Source organism: Paraburkholderia sp. 22098 (genome assembly GCF_052045935.1).
GTDB classification, from domain to species: Bacteria; Pseudomonadota; Gammaproteobacteria; order Burkholderiales; family Burkholderiaceae; genus Paraburkholderia; species Paraburkholderia caledonica.
Genome location: NZ_JBQEPV010000007.1, coordinates 220,853 through 237,566 on the forward strand (window position 1 = coordinate 220,853; position 16,714 = coordinate 237,566).

Here is a 16,714-nt window from a genome sequence, read left to right on the forward strand (position 1 = left end):
ATCATCATGTCGAAAATCGTCCGCGCCGCAGCAGTCCAGATCGCGCCTGTCCTGTATAGCCGGGAAGGCACTGTCGACAAAGTCGTCAAAAAGATTCTCGAACTCGGCAAGCAGGGCGTCCAGTTCGCGACGTTTCCCGAAACCGTCGTTCCCTATTATCCGTACTTCTCGTTCATCGAATCGCCTTTTGCAATGGGCGTCGAGCATTACAAGCTGCTCGAACAGGCGGTGACCGTTCCGTCGGATACGACTCGCGCAATAGGCGAAGCGGCGCGCCAGGCCGGAATGGTCGTATCGATTGGCGTCAACGAACGCGACGGCGGCACGATCTACAACACGCAACTATTGTTCGACGCCGACGGCACGCTGGTGCAGCGGCGTCGCAAGCTCTCGCCGACCTACCACGAGCGAATGGTATGGGGAATGGGCGACGGCTCAGGCCTGCGTGCAGTCGATACCGCTGTGGGCCGCGTCGGTCAACTGGCGTGCTGGGAGCACTACAACCCGCTCGCGCGTTATGCGCTGATGGCCGACGGAGAGCAAATCCATTCGGCGATGTATCCGGGTTCGTTCGCCGGCGATCTTTTCTCAGAGCAGATCTCCGTGAACATCCGCCAGCACGCGCTGGAGGCGGGAGCCTTTGTGGTCAATGCGACCGCCTGGCTGACGCCCGAACAGCAACAGCAGATTCTGCACGATACCAATACAACCCAGATCGGCCCGATCTCGAGCGGCTGTTTCACCGCCATCGTTTCACCGGAGGGCGAGTACATGGGTGGCGCGCCGCTGCGTGAAGGAGAGGGCGAGATCATCGCCGATCTGGATTTCTGGCAGATCGACAAGCGCAAACGGATGATGGACTCGCGCGGTCATTACAGCCGTCCCGACGTGCTTGGGCTCGTAATCGATCGGACACCGAAGTTTCATGTTATCGAGCGCTCGGTGCGTGCAGCGGGAGAAGAGCCAGCCAGCGACCTGGAAGAGATCGCGTGAACCGCGTGTGCAATCGCGCAATACCGTCGTCGAATGCGCATCTCGCTAGTGCGATGCGCGAGACGCTTGTGAGTCAACCTGGCCACTTCGAGCCATCAACGCAGGAGTAAGCAAAATGGACTTCAACGATGTCATGCTGGAGCGCAACGCCGACTTCGCAAACACCACGTTTGCGCCCGATCTGAAGATGATGCCGTCGACGGGAACGGTGGTGGTCGGCTGTGTCGATCCTCGCGTCGATCCCGCCAATGTATTAGGTTTGAAGCAGGGTGAGGCGGCCGTCATTCGCAATGTCGGTGGCCGGGTGAATAAACCGTTGCTTGAAACGCTTGCAGTACTGAGCGTCGTCGCGAAAGCTGCAGGACGCCCGGACGGTGCGCGCAATCTCGTCCTGCTGCAACACACCGATTGCGGAATTATCGGCTGCTACAAGCACGCGCCCGCCTTGCTCGCGAAGCATCTCGATGTCGAGACGGACGCGCTCGATAAGCTCGCTGTCACGGAGCCATACGAGGCGGTGGCGCTCGATGTCGCCGCACTGCGCGCGAACAGCAACCTTCCCGATAACCTGATCGTGTCGGGACTGGTTTACGACGTCAAGACAGGCCTCGTCAAGGTTGTGGTTCCGCCAGCACCTCTGCGTGAGACGGCAGGCTGAGAGCCGCCTGGACGAAAGAGCCGGCACTTCGCCGAGCGAAGCGCGTCGCGCACGTGTTCACATTCCAATCTGGAGTATGAGATGAAGCATGATGTTTATCTGATTACGGGCGCTACCGGTGCAACGGGCGGTGCCGCTATCGAGGAGCTTTTGTCGAGCGGCGCACACGTGCGCGCACTGGTCCATCGCGACGACGAGCGCGCCGCATCGTTACGCACGAGCGACGTTGAAGTCGTTGTGGGCGATCTGCTCGACAGTCATGTGGTTCAGGCAGCGCTACGCGACGTGACAGGTGCGTATTTCGTGTACCCGATCATGCAACCGCAACTCGTCGATGCGACTGCGTATTTTGCTCACGCGGCGAAACTTGCAGGTGTTCGCTCGATCGTCAATATGTCGCAGATTTCCGCGAGCGCCGACGCAAGGAGCCATGCATCGCTTGCGCACTGGTATGGCGAGCGCATATTCGATTGGTCTGGTGTTCCCGTTACTCATCTGCGGCCGACACTCTTCATGGAATGGCTGAGTTACGGATTTCAGCGCTCGGAGATAGCGAACCATAACGTGCTGCGCGTTCCCGCCGGTAGCGGCCGTCACGCACCGATCGCCGCCGCCGATCAGGGACGTGTGATTGCTCGCATCCTGCTGAACCCTGAGTCTCACGCGGGCAAGACATATCCGTTGTTCGGCGCGGAGGAACTGGATCACGATCAAATGGCGAAAATAGTCGGCGATGCGCTCGATCGCCCAATGCGTTATGAAGCAGAGAGCCTCGAATCGTTCGAGACGCGTCTCAACCAGTTTGGGTTGCCGCCGTATTTCATCCAGCACATTACGTCGGTGTATCGCGGCTATCAGGCGGGCGAGTTCGCCGGCGCTAACGATCTGGTCGAGCAGATAACGGGCCGAAAGCCGATTTCCGTCCGCGATTACGTCATTGCTAACCGTGAGGCTTTCCAGCCGGGAACGCAACGTTAAGCGCCGCCTAGATGTTCGCTCGACGGTCGCCGCGGTTAAGGCGCCCGTGTGCGCCAGACTCGCGGACGAGTCCGGCGCAACGAAACCGAATCAAACGGCCAACCGCATCAGATCTTCGGATGCTGATCGCGCACGGGGCTCACGGATTCGAGCAATGACGCGATATGGAGGATGGTGGACTCCGCCTGCCAGCTGCCGACGATCTGCACATTGATAGGCAGTGCGTCCTTGCTCGTGCCGAATCGCATCGAAATGCCGGGCAAACCGGTCACGTTGAGCGGAACCGTGGCGCCCTGCAGATACCTGGCGTCGACGGTCTCACCGTTGATCGTGAACGTGTCGACGCCATGTTTGTGGGCAGGGATCGGCAGGACGTGGGTAATCAACGCGTCGTATCTCGTGAAGTATTCGGCGTAGCCGTCCCGCAGACGCTCGGCGGCCTGTTCGGCGTCGATATAGTCCTTCATGGACGTGTCAGGCAGCGCGAGCATTGTTCTCGCCATCTTGTACAGTTCGTCCTGACCGTGGCCCGCCGTGGCTTCCGCGAATGCGGGCTTCATTTCCATAACGTGCAGGCGGTTGAACACATCCAGAGCGAAGTCACGTTCCAGCGCGGGAATACTGACGGGCTCGACGATGCAGCCCACGCTTCTGAGCGCTTCCGCCGCCGACTGCACAGTCGCGGCGACTTCGGGATCGACCGGTCCGAAGCCCGGCCCAACCATCCAGCCCACTCTCAACGGTCGATCATCCGAACGCACGACGCCCGCATCGAATTGCACGGTGCTGCTCGCAAAAGCGTCCTGCCCGTCGGGGCCCGCCAACTGCGAGAAGGCGAGTGCAAGGTCGCGGATGCTACGCGCCATGGGACCTACATGCCAGAAGCGGCGCGGTGCCCGCGGCCAGATGCCGGTCATTGGTACTCGCCCGTGGGTTGCCTTAAGCGAGACGATGCCGGTCTGCGCGGCCGGCCCACGCACCGAGATGGCGAGATCAGTGCCGAGTCCCAACGGCGACATACCTGCTGCAATGGCCGCCGATTCGCCGCCGCTTGATCCACCGGGTGTCCGGTCAAGGTCCCACGGATTGTTCGACCGACCGCTAAGCAGGTTGTCGCTCTCAATCCAATAAGAGAATTCGGGCAGATTGGTTTTTGCGAGGAGAATGCCGCCTGCCTTTTTCAGCCGCGCAACGCTCACTGCGTCGGCGTCAGGCACGCGCCCTTTGAAAATAGGCGAGCCGCGCTGCGTCGGCACACCGGCTGTGTCGATCGAGTCTTTGGCAGTGAAGGGCACACCGTGAAGCGGCCCGAGCGTTTGTCCGTTGAGCACAGCCGCTTCGGCGGCTTGCGCGGCTTTCATTGCATCGTCTGCGACCGTAACAATGGCGTTGACCTTGGGATCGATCGCTTCAATCCGGTCAAGGTGCGCCTGCATGACTTCAACCGGGGAGATTTCGCGCTTGCGGATCAGTTCTGCCAGTCGCGTTGCATCCTGAAAATAGATTTCCGAGCTCATAACTTCCTCTATCAGTGGTTGATTCAATGATGTGACTGACGTCCTACCTAACGTTCGATAGGCTGGCGCCGCGTTAAAAAAGCCGACAGTTAGTCGGCCCCGAGTCGTTGTACCTAACGTTTGTTAGGTTTGACTTTAGGCGCTACAATCCGCGCAGTCAACAGTTTTTTGCGGAGACTTGCCATGAAGAATCAGGCCGCTGGAAGTTCGAGCGACAGAATCGTCGTCGCGGCTACAAGAATGGCGCAGGCCCACGGGTACGGCGGACTGAACATTCGCGACCTTGCGCAGGACGTGGGGATCAAGGCTGCAAGCATCTACCATCACTTCGCAAGCAAGGCAGACCTCGCTGCGGCCGTTGCCAGGCGTTACTGGGAAGATTCCGCGGCGGTGCTGGAAGCGCTTGCGACCGAGTCGGCGGATCCGCTTGTTAGCCTGCGTCGATATCCGGAGACATTTCGCAAGTCGCTCGAGAGCGACAACCGCATGTGCCTGAGCAGCTTCATGGCCGCAGAGTATGACGATCTCCCCGAAGGAGTGAAAACAGAGGTTCAGGCCTTTGCAGACGTGAATGTCGCATGGCTGGAAAAAAATCTTCGAGAGGCGAAGATCGTCGACGCACAGCGGGGCCGCCAACGCGCCTGCGCCATCTATGCCGCAGTCGCCGGTGCGCAGCTCATGGCGCGTGGTCGCGCAGACATCGCGCTGTTCGACACGCTCATGGATAGTTATAGGCAGGCTGGGCTGTTGCCCGGCTGACGCTTCACCTCGGCGCGTCTAGACCCCAATGGCGGAATGCAGGCTGCCGGGAGCGATCGGCGTCTGTATTTCCGTGCCGTAACGTCGCCTGAGGACCCGCCCCATTATTGCCATACGCAATGCGGCTATTAAAGCCATTGCATTGCCAGCATGTACGCGGAGCCGTATCTTCGTTTGCGTTCAAGGAGACGCATATGAAGATCGCATTTTTGGGGGCGGGAGCGCTGGGTTGTGCAATCGGCTCCGCGCTGACCGAAGGCGGCCATGAGACGTGGCTCGTCGACCGGTCCGCCGCGCACGTCGAAGCCATGTCCCGCGACGGTCTGCAAGTCGACGACGAGCGCGGCACGCGCCAGGTCAAGGTCCGCGCTACGATGAATCCGGCAGAAGTCGGCCCCGTCGACCTCGTTATCGTGCTGGTCAAGTCCTTTCACACCGACCAGGCGATGCGCGGCGCGCTCGCTCTCGTCGGTCCGGAAACGGTCGTGCTGTCGTTGCAGAACGGCCTCGGCCACGAAGACGTGTTGAGCGAGATCGTCGGACGCGAGCGCGTGCTCGCCGGCAAGACATATGTCGGCGGCGTCCTGCGAGGGCCCGGCCATATCCAGGCCGGCGTGACGGGCAAGCTCACGATCATCGGAGAACTCGACGGCCGCATCACGGCCCGTGCGCAAGAAATCGCGGATGCGTTCAACGCCGCCGGTCTGACGACCACGGTCAGCGACAACATTCTCGGCACGATGTGGGACAAGCTGCTCATCAACGTGGCGACGGGCGCGATCACGGGCATCACGCAGCTCACCTATGGCCAGCTCTACGATGAACCTGTTCTGAAAGCGACGTCGCTCGCAGCCGTCGAAGAAGCAATGGCAGCGGCCCGGGCCGCCGGCATCACGCTTTCCATCACGAATTCCGAAGACGCCTGGAACATGGCCGCCGAAGGTCTTCCGCCCGCATTCAAGACATCGATGCTGCAAAGCCTCGAAAAGTCTTCCATCACCGAAATCGATTTTATCAACGGCGCGGTCGTGCGCTGGGGCGAGCGCCTCAACGTGCCGACTCCGGTGAACTCGACGCTCGTCGCCTGCATCAAGGGCATCGAACGGGCGATGACGGACCGCCAGAAACAAGGGGCCGCAGCATGAGCGCGACGAGAGCCTATCTGGAACACGTCGCCATCTGGGTGAAGGACATTCACTGGCATATCGCCTTCTTTGAAAATGTGCTCGGCATGACGATGCGAGAAGTCGACGGCACGCGCGAAGAGCCGCGTCAGTACTGGACGCTGGGCGGCCTGCAGTTCATCAGCGCGCCACAGCATGAGGGCCCCGAGGGACGGCTCGCGCATCTCGGCGTCATGTGCGAAGACCTCGAAGCCGCGCTTGCCGCCGCGCAAGCGTTCGGCGTCACAGAAATGCCGCAAGGCCGCAACTGGCTGCGTCTGCCCGACGGCCTCGCTGTCGAACTCATTCAGGCTAAACCTGCTACGTGCGTCGCGCAGGCGCTGGCGATCAACCCACGCGCGGAGGCGTGAGCATGAGCACCACTACCATCATCGAAAAATACTGGGACGATGCGCGGGAAGGCGACGAGTGCGTGAGCCCCAGCTATACCGTCACGAAAGAACGCATCCTCGCATACGCCGATCTCACAGGCGATCACACGCCGGTGCATGTCGACGAGGAATACGCCAATGCGAGCCATTTCGGTTCGATCGTCGCGCATGGTCTTTTCGGATTGTCGATTGCCGACGGCCTGAAGACGCAAAGTGACTATCGCTTTCTGCCTGGCATGTCGCTCGGCTGGACGTGGGACTTTTTGCTGCCGATCAAGGCTAACGACGTACTCCATGTGAAGTTCCGCGTCGGCTCGATGCGCGCGAGCAAGAGCCGTCCGGACTGGGGCATTGTCGTGTTGCCGTTGGAATTGATCAACCAGAACGGCGAAGTCGTTCAACGCGGCGAACATCGTCTGATGATCCCGCGCCGTCCGGGAGCGAAATGATGCAGGCGCGTCCACTCGAAGGTATCCGCGTTGTCGACTACAGCCACTTTCTCGCCGGTCCCTATGTCGGCCGATGCCTTGCGGCGCTCGGCGCGGAAGTCATCAAGGTCGAGCGTCCTGGCAGCGGCGACGCAGGCCGTCAGCACGCGACCGTCCTTGACGACCAGCAAAGCGCCTACTTCCTGCAGCTCAACATGGGCAAGCGCGGCGTGAGCGTCAACATGAAAGATCCGCGCGGCAAGGCGTTCATGCAGCGTCTGTGCGATTCCGCCGACGTGTTCATCGAGAACTACCGGCCGGGCGCGCTGGACAAGCTCGGGCTCGGATACGCCGCGTTGTCCGAGCGTAATCCGGGTCTCGTCTACTGCTCAATTTCCGCGTATGGACATACCGGACCGGATGCGCATCGCGCGGGCTTCGGCCTGATTGCGGAAGCGAAGAGCGGCATCATGCAGATGATCGGCAACCCCGGTGAGCCGCCGCCGCTCATGCGCATTTCGCTCGGCGACATGTACACCGGCATTCATGCGGTCGCGGCTGTCAACGCCGCGCTGCTCGGCCGGGTGAAGAGCGGACGCGGCCAGCACATCGACATGGCGCTGTATGACGCGCTCTTTTCGATGCATGAATATGCGGTGCAGTGCTACACGATGCAAGGCGTGGTGCCGGAGCAAACGGGTCACGACATGCCGACATCGACGTTGTACGGCGTGTTTCGCGCGGCCGACGGCGATCTCGTCATCGCGGCACAAGTGGACGATTCGTGGAAGCGCTTCGCGACACTCGTCGAGCAACACGGCGGTCCGGCTGGCTTCGGCAACGACGAGCGCTTCCATAGTCTGAACGGACGGAATGCGAATCGTGAAGCCATTCTCGCAGTCGTTCAACCGTGGGTAGCTGCGCGGCCTGTCGCGGAAGTGCTGGCCTTGCTCGACAGCGTCGATGTGCCGAGCGCGAAGGTTCAGCGCATCGATGAAGTTGTCGCCGATCCGCAGATCGTCGCCCGTGGCATGGTGATCGAGCAGGACCATCCGCGCTTCGGAAAACTGCGTCTGCCGAACCTGCCGTTCCGCTTCTCCGACTGCGATACGTCGATACGCGAAGTCGGCCCCGACCTCGGGCAGCACAACGAGGAAGTGGCTCAATCGCTGGGCTTCAGCGTGGCAGAGATCGACGCGATGCAGACCGATGGCGTGCTCTTCTCGAAGCCGGGTGCGCAATGAGCGATCGATACGCGGTAATCGGCAATCCGATCGGACATACGAAATCGCCGCTGATCCACGGTCTTTTCGCAGAAGAGACCGGACAGGACATGACGTATGACGCCATCGAAGGGCCGCTGGAACCGGCCAATGCCTTCGACGATACGGTGAGAACTTTCATCGCTGCGGGCGGCAAGGGCATGAACGTCACTGCGCCGTTCAAGCTACAGGCATTCGCCATGGCCGACGAGCGCAGCGAAAGGGCTGCGCTCGCGGGGGCCGTCAACGCGATGAAGTTCGAGAACGGGCGCATCGTGGCCGAGAACTTCGACGGCGTCGGACTCGTGCGCGACATTGAAATCAACCTGCATCAGCCGATGGCGGGCAAGCGCGTGCTGGTCCTGGGCGCGGGCGGAGCGGTGCGCGGCGCGTTGCTGCCGTTCATCGCGGCGCGGCCTGCACGACTCGTCATTGCTAACCGGCACGTGGACAAGGCGAAGGCGCTCGTCGAACAGGTTGCGGCTGACGCAACACTCGTCGCGTGCGGCTATGCGGAGCTTGAATCGATGGGACAGTTCGACCTCGTCGTCAACGCGACGTCCGCGAGCCTGACCGGGCAGCGGCCGCCCGTTCCGCCGAGCGTCTTCAGCGCAAGCGGCACGGCGTATGAACTCGCGTACGGAAAGGGTCTCACGCCGTTCCTGCGGCTAGCGCGTCACGCGGGCGTGCAAGGTGTCGCGGATGGCGTAGGCATGCTGGTCGAACAGGCCGCCGAAGCGTTCGCATGGTGGCGAGGCGTGCGTCCGCGCACGCACGCGATCATCGACCAGCTCACGGTTCCGCTGGATTGACTCGACGAGAAAACACCGTGTCCAAAGCGAGACATATGACGGAATTTCGTTATCGCGAGTAGGCTGTGGCTTATAACCGATCGTCGCGTTCGCTATCGTGTTCAATCTGATCTCGATGTGGGCGATTCACGCCGGCTCGGAAGACACGGGAGAGTGATATGAAGAAAACGCGTATCGCCGTAGCGGGTGCCGGCTATATCGGTCTCGAGCATATTCGTGTCGTCCGGGAAAACGCGACTTGTGTCCTGTCGGCGGTGGTCGATCCGTCAGACGCGGCGGCCGACATTGCCGCGAAAGCACATGTGCCGCATTACCGCTCGCTCGGTGAACTCTTCAGACAAGATCGTCCCGACGGTGTGGTTCTTGCAACGCCGAACACGCTTCACCTGGAGCACGCGCGCTTGAGCATGCAGGCAGGTGTGCCGATGCTGCTGGAGAAGCCTATAGCGTCCACGGTGGACGAAGCAGAAGCACTCGTCGCCGATGCCGACCGCTATGGCGCAAGCGTGCTGATCGGTCATCACCGCGCACACAGTCCGATCATGGCGCGGGCAAAGGCGATCATCGACGAAGGCAGGCTCGGCTCGATAGTCGCGGTTATGGGCAGCGCAATGTTCTTCAAGCCCGATCAGTATTTCGAGGACGCGCCATGGCGCAAGGAACCGGGCGCAGGCCCGATTCTGCTCAACATGATTCACGACATCCACAACCTGCGAATGCTATGCGGCGACATCGTGGCGGTCCAGGCGTTTTCGTCAAATGCGACGCGCGGCTATGCAGTCGAGGATACTGTCGCCGTCAATCTGCGTTTCGCGAGCGGCGCACTCGGCACGTTCCTTTTATCGGATACGGCCGCCAGCGCGCGGAGTTGGGAACAGACGTCACAAGAGAACAAGGCCTACGCGTCCTACGCTGACGAAGACTGTTATGTAATCGCCGGCACATTCGGATCATTGTCGATTCCGACCATGCGCCTCAAGACCTACGGGAAACCTGAGGATCGATCCTGGTGGAAGCCGTTCGATGTCGGCGTGGAGGACGTTATGCGCGACGATCCTCTCAAGTATCAGATGGAACACTTCGGGCAAGTCGTGCGAGGCGAGGCGAAACCCATCGTTACCGCGCGCGACGGCCTGCAAAATCTGCGCATTACCGAAGCGATCGTGATGGCAGCGAAAACCGGCGCCGTTGTCGAAACGACGCCAGTCTAAACATCGTATGGATAACTCATGAAAACTTTCCTCATGCTGCACGGCATTAATCACAACATGTTCGGCAAGCGCGATCCGGTTCAATACGGAACTGCCACGCTCGCCGATATCGATGCTCAACTTCAGGCGCTGGCCACGGAGCTTGGCGTGACGGTGGAGAGCTACCAGACAAACAGCGAAGGGGACATGTGCGCGCGGATCCATCAGGCTTTCGTCGACAAAGTCGATGGCGTGCTGATCAATGCCGGTGCATGGACGCACTATAGCTATGGCATTCGGGACGCGCTCGCCATCCTGACCGTACCCATCGTCGAGATACATATGTCGAACATTCACGCCCGCGAAGCCTTTCGCCACCATTCGGTGTTCGCCGAAATCGTGAAGGGACAGATTTGCGGCTTTGGTATAGACAGCTATTCGCTCGGACTGCGGGCGGCAGTGTCGGCTGCCGCCTGATAGCTGATGCGCCGGGCGAGGCGCGGGGTGCAAGTTACAGGAATATGCGCTTAAGCATAATTCAATGAATACAATGGCGACATTACATTCGACAATATCGCCATGAATAGCCCCGAGCTACCTGATCTCAAGCTACTGCAGCTCTTCGACCTGCTGTACGACGTGCGGAGCGTCACGCGTGCTGCCGAGCAGCTTGGGCAGAGTCAGCCCACGGTCAGCATCTGGCTGGGGCGTCTGCGGGAACACCTGCAGGACCCGCTGTTCGTCCGTACACCAGGCGGGATGACGCCGACGCCGCAGGCGGATGCGCTGATCGGACCGTGCAGGCAGATCCTTGAGTCGCTTCGCCGGTTTTCGGCGTGGGAGATATCGTTCGACCCGAACACGGCAAAGCGCCGGTTTCGCATCTGCATGACGGATGCGAGTCACATTACGCTGCTTCCCAGGATGCTGGCACGCGTGCGCGCCCACGCGCCGGGTATCCGGCTGGAAGCCGCGAGAATCGATGGAAACACGGAGCGCGCGCTCGAATCCGGCGAAGCCGATCTGGCGATCGGGCATATACCGTGGCTCGGCAGCGGCATGTATCAGCAACAGCTCTATATGCAGGATTGGGTCTGTCTCGCCAATCCTGACCATCCACGTGTGCGCACCAGGCTCAGCATCAAGCAGTACTGTCGCGAGGGGCACGTGACCATTGCCGCCGGGACGGGCGCGCAATTGCTCGAGCAGGCGCTGTTGCGCGAGAACATAGAACGCGATGTCGTGCTCGAGCTTCCGGGCATGCTCGGGCTCGGTTCGATCATCAAGTCGACCGATCTGATCGCCACGTTGCCGCGAAACATCGGGGAGACATTGGCAAGAGTGAACGACATTGCAGTTCACTCCTGTCCGTTCCAGGTCGATAAATTCGCGGTCCGGCAGCATTGGCATGCGAAGTACCATCACGAGGCGGGCAATCGCTGGTTGCGCTCCGTTGTGGCCGACCTGTTTTCGAGCAGGAGTTAGGCTCGTGTGAGCCGGCCGATATGAAATGACCTGAGCGCCGTGCGAGCCGACACCCATCGCGCTCTCAGGTCACAGAACTCTTGCCTGCAAGACGCAGCACATCTTCCAGATCGTCGAGACCGACCGGTTTGGTCAGATGCAAATCGAAGCCTGCTGCCGCGGTCCGCGCGCGGTCTTCGCTGGTGCCGAGTCCTGTCATTGCCGCGATCACCGCGCCGGGCTCCTGCAGGGCTGCGCGGATCTGCGGTAACGCATCGAAGCCGGTGATCTTCGGCATCGAAAGATCGAGAAGGACAAGCGCCGGCTGCCACTGTTTCGCGAGCTCGACGGCAGCGGCGCCGTCATACACTGCGCGCGATTCATGGCCAAGCACTTCGACGAGCGCGGCCATGCTGTCCGCAGAGTCGTTGTTGTCGTCGACAACGAGTACGCGCAGGTTTGCTTGTTGCGGTGCGACGGGCGGATTCTCGCGTGTCTCTTCGTCGGCAACTTCGCTTTCGTACCCCGGCAGCCATACTGTGAACGAACTGCCTTTGCCGCGTCCTGCACTACGCGCGTCGATATGCCCGCCGTGCAGATCCACGATTGCACGCGCGAGCGTGAGTCCAATGCCAAGGCCGCTTTTATCGGCCTGTTCTTCGGTCGGCGTTTCCTGCACGAACAGATTGAACATCGCATCGATCGCATCGGGCTCGATGCCGCGGCCGGGGTCGTCAATACGAATGGCGAGCAGCCGTGCTGATCGAAATACCATCAAGTCGATTGACGCACCAATGGGACTGAACTTCGATGCGTTGTTCAGCAGGTTCTGCACGACCTGCACGAGGCGCGTAAGGTCGCCGTTGACGCGCATCGGCTCTTCGGGCATCGACACGTGCAACGTCTGGTTGCGCGCGGCCAGAAGCGGCGCACTGCCTTCTATGCTGAGCTGAACGACTGCCTGCAACGCGCACGGCGTAGGCGTGATGTGTACGCGGCCGAGCGTCACGCGCCCGGCGTCGAGCAGATCGTCGACCAGACGGGTGAGGTGCGACAGCTGACGGTCTATAAGCTCGTGTTCTGGCAGAAATGCTTCGTGGCCCTTCGATTTGAGTTGCAGCATGCTAACGGCGTTGCGCAGTGGAGCGAGAGGATTACGCAATTCATGCCCCAGCAGGCCGAGGAACTGGCTCATACGCTGGCTGGATGCTTCGAGTTCTTCCATGCGCCGCCGCCGCGACATGTCGCGCGTGATCTTCGCAAAACCTTGCAGCGCGCCGTTAGGATCGCGCAGCGCCGTGACGATGGTGTTGGCCCAAAAGTTCGTGCCGTTCTTGCGCACACGCCACTCTTCCATTTCGCTGCGGCCTTCACGCGCGGCCTGGTCGAGGTCTTTCTGCGGCCTGCCCACTGACACGTCTTCGGGCGTGTAGAAAAGCGAGTGGGGCTTGCCGATTACTTCGTCGGCATGGTAGCCCATTACATGCACGGACCCGGCACTCCAGGTGGTGATGAGCCCGTCGGCGTCGAGCAACGTGATAGCGTAATCGCTGATCGCATCGACAAGCACACGAAAGCGCTTGTCGAGATCGCGCGCGTTGAAGCGCTCCGTGATGTCACGCACGAAGTACGCGAGTTCTTTACTGCCGTCATATTGCACAGCGGCCACGGAAAGTTCTGCCGGGAATTCTCTGCCGTCGCTTCGCGCGGCAGTCAGTTCCGTGCGCGGACTGTGTCCGGGCTGCTTCCGGTCGAACTCGAAGATGTCCAACTGAGCGTACTCGGCTTTGCAGCGCTCGGGGAATAGCAGTGACAGCATGGGCTGGCCGATCACGTCGTCGCGTGAATAGCCGAACGTGCGGTTCGCCGCATCGTTCCAGTCGATGATGATGCCGTTCGAGTCCGTACAAATGAAAGCGTCGTGCGTAGTGTCGAGCACGAGTCTGCGGCGGCGCAAGGAGGAGGCGAGTCTCTTGTCCGCGGCTTCGCGCAAACCGATTTCGGTACGCAGCTTTGCGATGGTGATCGCGTTTTCTTCGATCAGCGTCTGGTTCTCGGCAAATACGCGCTGATGCGCCATACCGGACGCGACGAGCGAAGTGATCCGCTCGAGAGTTTGAATGTCTTCGGCAGAGAACGCATCGTGCGTGTCGGCCATCAGCTTGACGACGCCTGCCACTTCCGCGTGGTAGGCAAGCGGCGCGACGATCATTGAAGCGGCTCCCACTCGCTCGCACGCCTGCCTGTCGACGCGTGGATCGTTGGAAGTGTTGCGGCAATAGAGAAGCTTGTTCTCGACAGAGCACAGACCCGAGAGACTTCCCTCACGCTTCAGGCGCAAACCGACGTGCCGCGCTATCGACCCGCTGCATGCGCGGTACACCATGTCGTCGCCGTCGACCCATTCCACTACCGATGCGTGGGCCGCGGGCACCAGATCGAGAAGCGCGTCGGTCACTACGGAAAAGAAGGTATCCAGATTCAGCTTGGTCGCCGCGATCTTCGAGTGGGCGTTAATAAGTTTGAGTAGCCGGGCGTTGGTAGAACGCTCGGCTGCGAGTTGTGCGGCGATATCGCTTTCGACTTGCGGATCTTGACTTGTGGTCATCTTCAATAACTCCATGCGAGTGTCGCTCGCGTGGCAGAGTAAAACACAGGCGATCTGAAATATTTATACACGTTTGCACGGGCAAGGTATGAGCCGAGCCGCAATTATGCTAAAGGCATCTCGTGACATGTCCATGTGTGGACTAAGGGACAATAGTAGCGGACCATTTTGTTGGCAAGTCGGCCGCGCGACTCCTTGCATGGTCCTGGACGTTCGGGAAAACATGACGATCCGCACTCTCCTAAGTACTCCTGATACGTACATCGGACTTGTAGAGTGCACTGTGAATTACGTTGAAAGACAGGAGCGAGCGCACGAGCGTTTTGTAAGCGAGCACGCTTTCTTGCACGAGGTATCGACAATGGGAGAAAAAGCGAAAATCGATGTTGATAGGCAACTTGCCGGTTTTCCATAGCGAAAATATTGCTGTCTATTGCCCGGCCGCTTGGTGCTGAGTTTGGATCTTGTTGAGGGTTACCAATGCAGTGGTTGCCGCGCTTGGGGACCGCGCCAATTCATGCACTCGCGCCCTCATCTTAACGGCACTCTGACGGCGGCGTCGAACATGGATCAGCGAACGCTCAGTCCGCTCTTTTTTCGGTACAAATTACGCGTACTTTTGTTCCATTTAGGTAAAAACAGGGTTTTTCTGGATACAAGGTAACGCGCCAGCGGACGATAGTGTGTACATGTTTAATTCGTCGGAGCAAAGCCGTGGCAGCGGGATTTCTTACTCATCAACAGATCTTCGATTCGAGCGTGGCGCATCTTATGAACCAAGGCAACGCCGCGCTGCTTCCGCAGGGCGGCGGCGCGTACCGCGGCCGTTGCGGCGGATGCCCGATCGGCGCAATGATCCGTCCGATTGATTACCGCACGTCGATGGAAGGAGTGCCGGTTCGCTATGTCCTCGCCGACGCGCTGCAGATTCCCACCTACATGGACGCAGGGGTCGCTGCACTGAAGCGCGCACTGTTGCGCGCACGCCTCAATATCTATTCGCCACAGACCGTCGAATTGTTGAGCTGTCTGCAGAACGTTCATGACGTCTTCGGCATCTGGGAATGGGACGAGCGGCTGCGCTCTATCGCGCGCAGATTCGGACTGTCGGCGAATAGCTTGCAGCGCGCTGCGTGAAGATGCGGAGCAGTTTCATGACAAGTCTCCAGCAGATCTTCACGACGGTTCGCTCGCATCTTCTCGCGCAAATGGCAGTGTCGGAAGACGACAGCGGTAGTTGTCGGCTGCGTGGGCGCGATGGCCGCCGCTGCGCGATCGGCGCGCTGATTCACGACGAGCACTACTCGCCCGCATTGGAAGAGTTCGGTATTGGATATTACCAGGCGGGCGAGGGTGGTCCATTGCTTCGCGCGTTGGCAATGTCGGGCGTCAACGCTTACGAACCACGCGTTATCGCGCTTCTGCAAGAACTGGAAGACGTCCACGATGAGGGCGACGTTGCGCGGTGGCACGAACAGTTTGAGGACGTCGCGCGGCGACATCTGCGCGAGCATGTAGCCGAAACCGCAGCCTGGCCAGAGTTGGCAGAAGCCGCGTAAAGCTCGCTGCAATCGCGCCGGTCGTGCAGAGAGATCGTCATGCGCGGTTAAGGCCAATGCAGCGAAATTCACGCCTCCGGGTGGCCGTCTTAGCGCGTGATGCCAAGGGGTGCGAAATAACTGCATGCATGGTCGCTTTTGTCCGCGGGACGGCGAGGTCCGTCCAGTACTTCAGCTTACCGAAGACATACGCGGCGGTACTTTGTCGGATTGTCCTTTCACCGTGCTCCCAATCCAGCCCGCACTATGCGGCGCTCCAGTGAGTTGCTTGATAAAGTCGGGCCCATTCATCGAGTGAGCTTGATCTGCTTAGAGGAAAACCATATTTCCTTGTATGGCATTCAGGTAATGGTCTATGCTTGAGCGACCAGACACCGACAATCCGTGTGAGATCAAGATGGCCACAGGTAAGGAAGCTACGGCGCGAGAGGCTGCAGAAGGGCTGGGTATGCGGCAGATCACCTCCGCACCGGCAAAACTCGATGCAACGGATCGCAAACTGCTCAACCTGCTCGCAGACGATTCCACCCGAAGCTACGCCGACTTGGGAGCCCTGCTGTATCTGTCCGCGCCGGCGGTGCATGAGCGTGTCAAACGACTTAAGCGCGAAGGCGTCATCAAGAAGACAGCTTGTTCGCTCGACGGCTCTAAGCTGGGCAGGCCATTGCTTGCCTTCGTGCACGTCGACACGCCGAGTTATCTCGTCACGCGCCATCTCCTCAAGTTGAAAGAACTCCCCGATGTTGAAGAGATCCACACCGTGACGGGCGATAGTGCCATGCTGCTAAAGGTCCGTACGCGGGATACGCAAACCCTCGAGGATCTATTGGAGCGGATTCACTCTATTGAGGGTTTCACCGGCACACGAAGCTACATTGCGTTGTCTACCTATCTCGAGCGCGGGCCGAGCCCTGTCGAGTAACTTCGTGCG

Annotated in this window: 17 protein-coding genes; 15 read left to right on the forward strand and 2 right to left on the reverse strand. The window is 60.1% G+C overall.

What is annotated here, in order from left to right:
- Positions 1 to 6 precede the first annotated feature (6 nt).
- The 3 genes from ACTJLB_RS16885 to ACTJLB_RS16895 all read left to right on the forward strand — a co-directional run bounded on the left by ACTJLB_RS16885 (position 7) and on the right by ACTJLB_RS16895 (position 2,629).
- A complete protein-coding gene (locus ACTJLB_RS16885; RefSeq protein WP_440783920.1) occupies positions 7 to 993 on the forward strand; it encodes a nitrilase-related carbon-nitrogen hydrolase in 987 nt (328 codons plus the stop codon).
- A 115-nt stretch (positions 994 to 1,108) separates the two neighbouring features.
- A complete protein-coding gene (locus ACTJLB_RS16890) occupies positions 1,109 to 1,651 on the forward strand; it encodes a carbonic anhydrase (RefSeq protein WP_087751960.1) in 543 nt (180 codons plus the stop codon).
- A gap of 81 nt (positions 1,652 to 1,732) precedes the next feature.
- A complete protein-coding gene (locus ACTJLB_RS16895; RefSeq protein WP_440783921.1) occupies positions 1,733 to 2,629 on the forward strand; it encodes an NmrA family NAD(P)-binding protein in 897 nt (298 codons plus the stop codon).
- 107 nt (positions 2,630 to 2,736) lie between these two features.
- Here the strand turns inward: ACTJLB_RS16895 and ACTJLB_RS16900 are convergent, their stop codons facing one another.
- Complete coding sequence (locus ACTJLB_RS16900; protein WP_440783922.1) at positions 2,737 to 4,146, reverse strand: amidase; 1,410 nt, start codon at positions 4,144 to 4,146, stop codon at positions 2,737 to 2,739.
- A gap of 183 nt (positions 4,147 to 4,329) precedes the next feature.
- Between ACTJLB_RS16900 and ACTJLB_RS16905 the strand changes: the two genes are divergently transcribed.
- The 9 genes from ACTJLB_RS16905 to ACTJLB_RS16945 all read left to right on the forward strand — a co-directional run bounded on the left by ACTJLB_RS16905 (position 4,330) and on the right by ACTJLB_RS16945 (position 11,637).
- The gene (locus tag ACTJLB_RS16905; protein WP_440783923.1) at positions 4,330 to 4,905 is read left to right on the forward strand and encodes a TetR/AcrR family transcriptional regulator; all 576 of its coding nucleotides are present in this window, start codon (positions 4,330 to 4,332) and stop codon (positions 4,903 to 4,905) included.
- 194 nt (positions 4,906 to 5,099) lie between these two features.
- The gene (locus ACTJLB_RS16910; protein ID WP_440783924.1) at positions 5,100 to 6,050 is read left to right on the forward strand and encodes a ketopantoate reductase family protein; all 951 of its coding nucleotides are present in this window, start codon (positions 5,100 to 5,102) and stop codon (positions 6,048 to 6,050) included.
- On the forward strand, positions 6,047 to 6,439 hold the full coding sequence (locus tag ACTJLB_RS16915) for a VOC family protein (RefSeq protein WP_408172799.1): 393 nt from the start codon (positions 6,047 to 6,049) through the stop codon (positions 6,437 to 6,439). Before ACTJLB_RS16910 ends, ACTJLB_RS16915 begins: the two co-directional genes overlap by 4 nt.
- Positions 6,440 to 6,441: 2 nt before the next feature.
- Positions 6,442 to 6,909, forward strand: a complete 468-nt coding sequence (locus ACTJLB_RS16920; protein ID WP_440783925.1) for a MaoC family dehydratase — start codon at positions 6,442 to 6,444, stop codon at positions 6,907 to 6,909.
- Complete coding sequence (locus tag ACTJLB_RS16925; protein WP_440784016.1) at positions 6,909 to 8,132, forward strand: CaiB/BaiF CoA transferase family protein; 1,224 nt, start codon at positions 6,909 to 6,911, stop codon at positions 8,130 to 8,132. The genes ACTJLB_RS16920 and ACTJLB_RS16925 overlap by 1 nt, the downstream gene beginning before the upstream one ends.
- A complete protein-coding gene (aroE, locus tag ACTJLB_RS16930) occupies positions 8,129 to 8,962 on the forward strand; it encodes a shikimate dehydrogenase (RefSeq protein WP_088174159.1) in 834 nt (277 codons plus the stop codon). The genes ACTJLB_RS16925 and aroE overlap by 4 nt, the downstream gene beginning before the upstream one ends.
- Positions 8,963 to 9,120: 158 nt before the next feature.
- Positions 9,121 to 10,173, forward strand: coding sequence for a Gfo/Idh/MocA family protein (locus ACTJLB_RS16935; protein WP_440783926.1), 1,053 nt, complete (start codon positions 9,121 to 9,123; stop codon positions 10,171 to 10,173).
- Positions 10,174 to 10,191: 18 nt separating this feature from the next.
- Entirely contained in the window at positions 10,192 to 10,629 is a 438-nt protein-coding gene (gene aroQ, locus ACTJLB_RS16940; RefSeq protein ID WP_020066709.1) for a type II 3-dehydroquinate dehydratase, read from the forward strand.
- A gap of 102 nt (positions 10,630 to 10,731) precedes the next feature.
- A complete protein-coding gene (locus tag ACTJLB_RS16945) occupies positions 10,732 to 11,637 on the forward strand; it encodes a LysR family transcriptional regulator (RefSeq protein ID WP_440783927.1) in 906 nt (301 codons plus the stop codon).
- Between the two features lie 64 nt (positions 11,638 to 11,701).
- Here ACTJLB_RS16945 and ACTJLB_RS16950 read toward each other — a convergent pair whose 3' ends face one another.
- Entirely contained in the window at positions 11,702 to 14,224 is a 2,523-nt protein-coding gene (locus tag ACTJLB_RS16950; protein ID WP_440783928.1) for a PAS domain S-box protein, read from the reverse strand.
- A 771-nt stretch (positions 14,225 to 14,995) separates the two neighbouring features.
- On the opposite strand from ACTJLB_RS16950, the gene ACTJLB_RS16955 reads away from it, so the two are divergent.
- From ACTJLB_RS16955 to ACTJLB_RS16965, 3 genes are all read left to right on the forward strand, one after another.
- On the forward strand, positions 14,996 to 15,361 hold the full coding sequence (locus ACTJLB_RS16955; protein WP_310351621.1) for a hypothetical protein: 366 nt from the start codon (positions 14,996 to 14,998) through the stop codon (positions 15,359 to 15,361).
- A gap of 17 nt (positions 15,362 to 15,378) precedes the next feature.
- A complete protein-coding gene (locus ACTJLB_RS16960) occupies positions 15,379 to 15,783 on the forward strand; it encodes a hypothetical protein (protein WP_087751951.1) in 405 nt (134 codons plus the stop codon).
- Positions 15,784 to 16,231: 448 nt separating this feature from the next.
- Positions 16,232 to 16,705 carry an Lrp/AsnC family transcriptional regulator gene (locus tag ACTJLB_RS16965; protein WP_179214145.1) on the forward strand — a complete coding sequence of 158 codons (474 nt, stop codon included), beginning with the start codon at positions 16,232 to 16,234 and terminating at the stop codon, positions 16,703 to 16,705.
- Positions 16,706 to 16,714 lie beyond the last annotated feature (9 nt).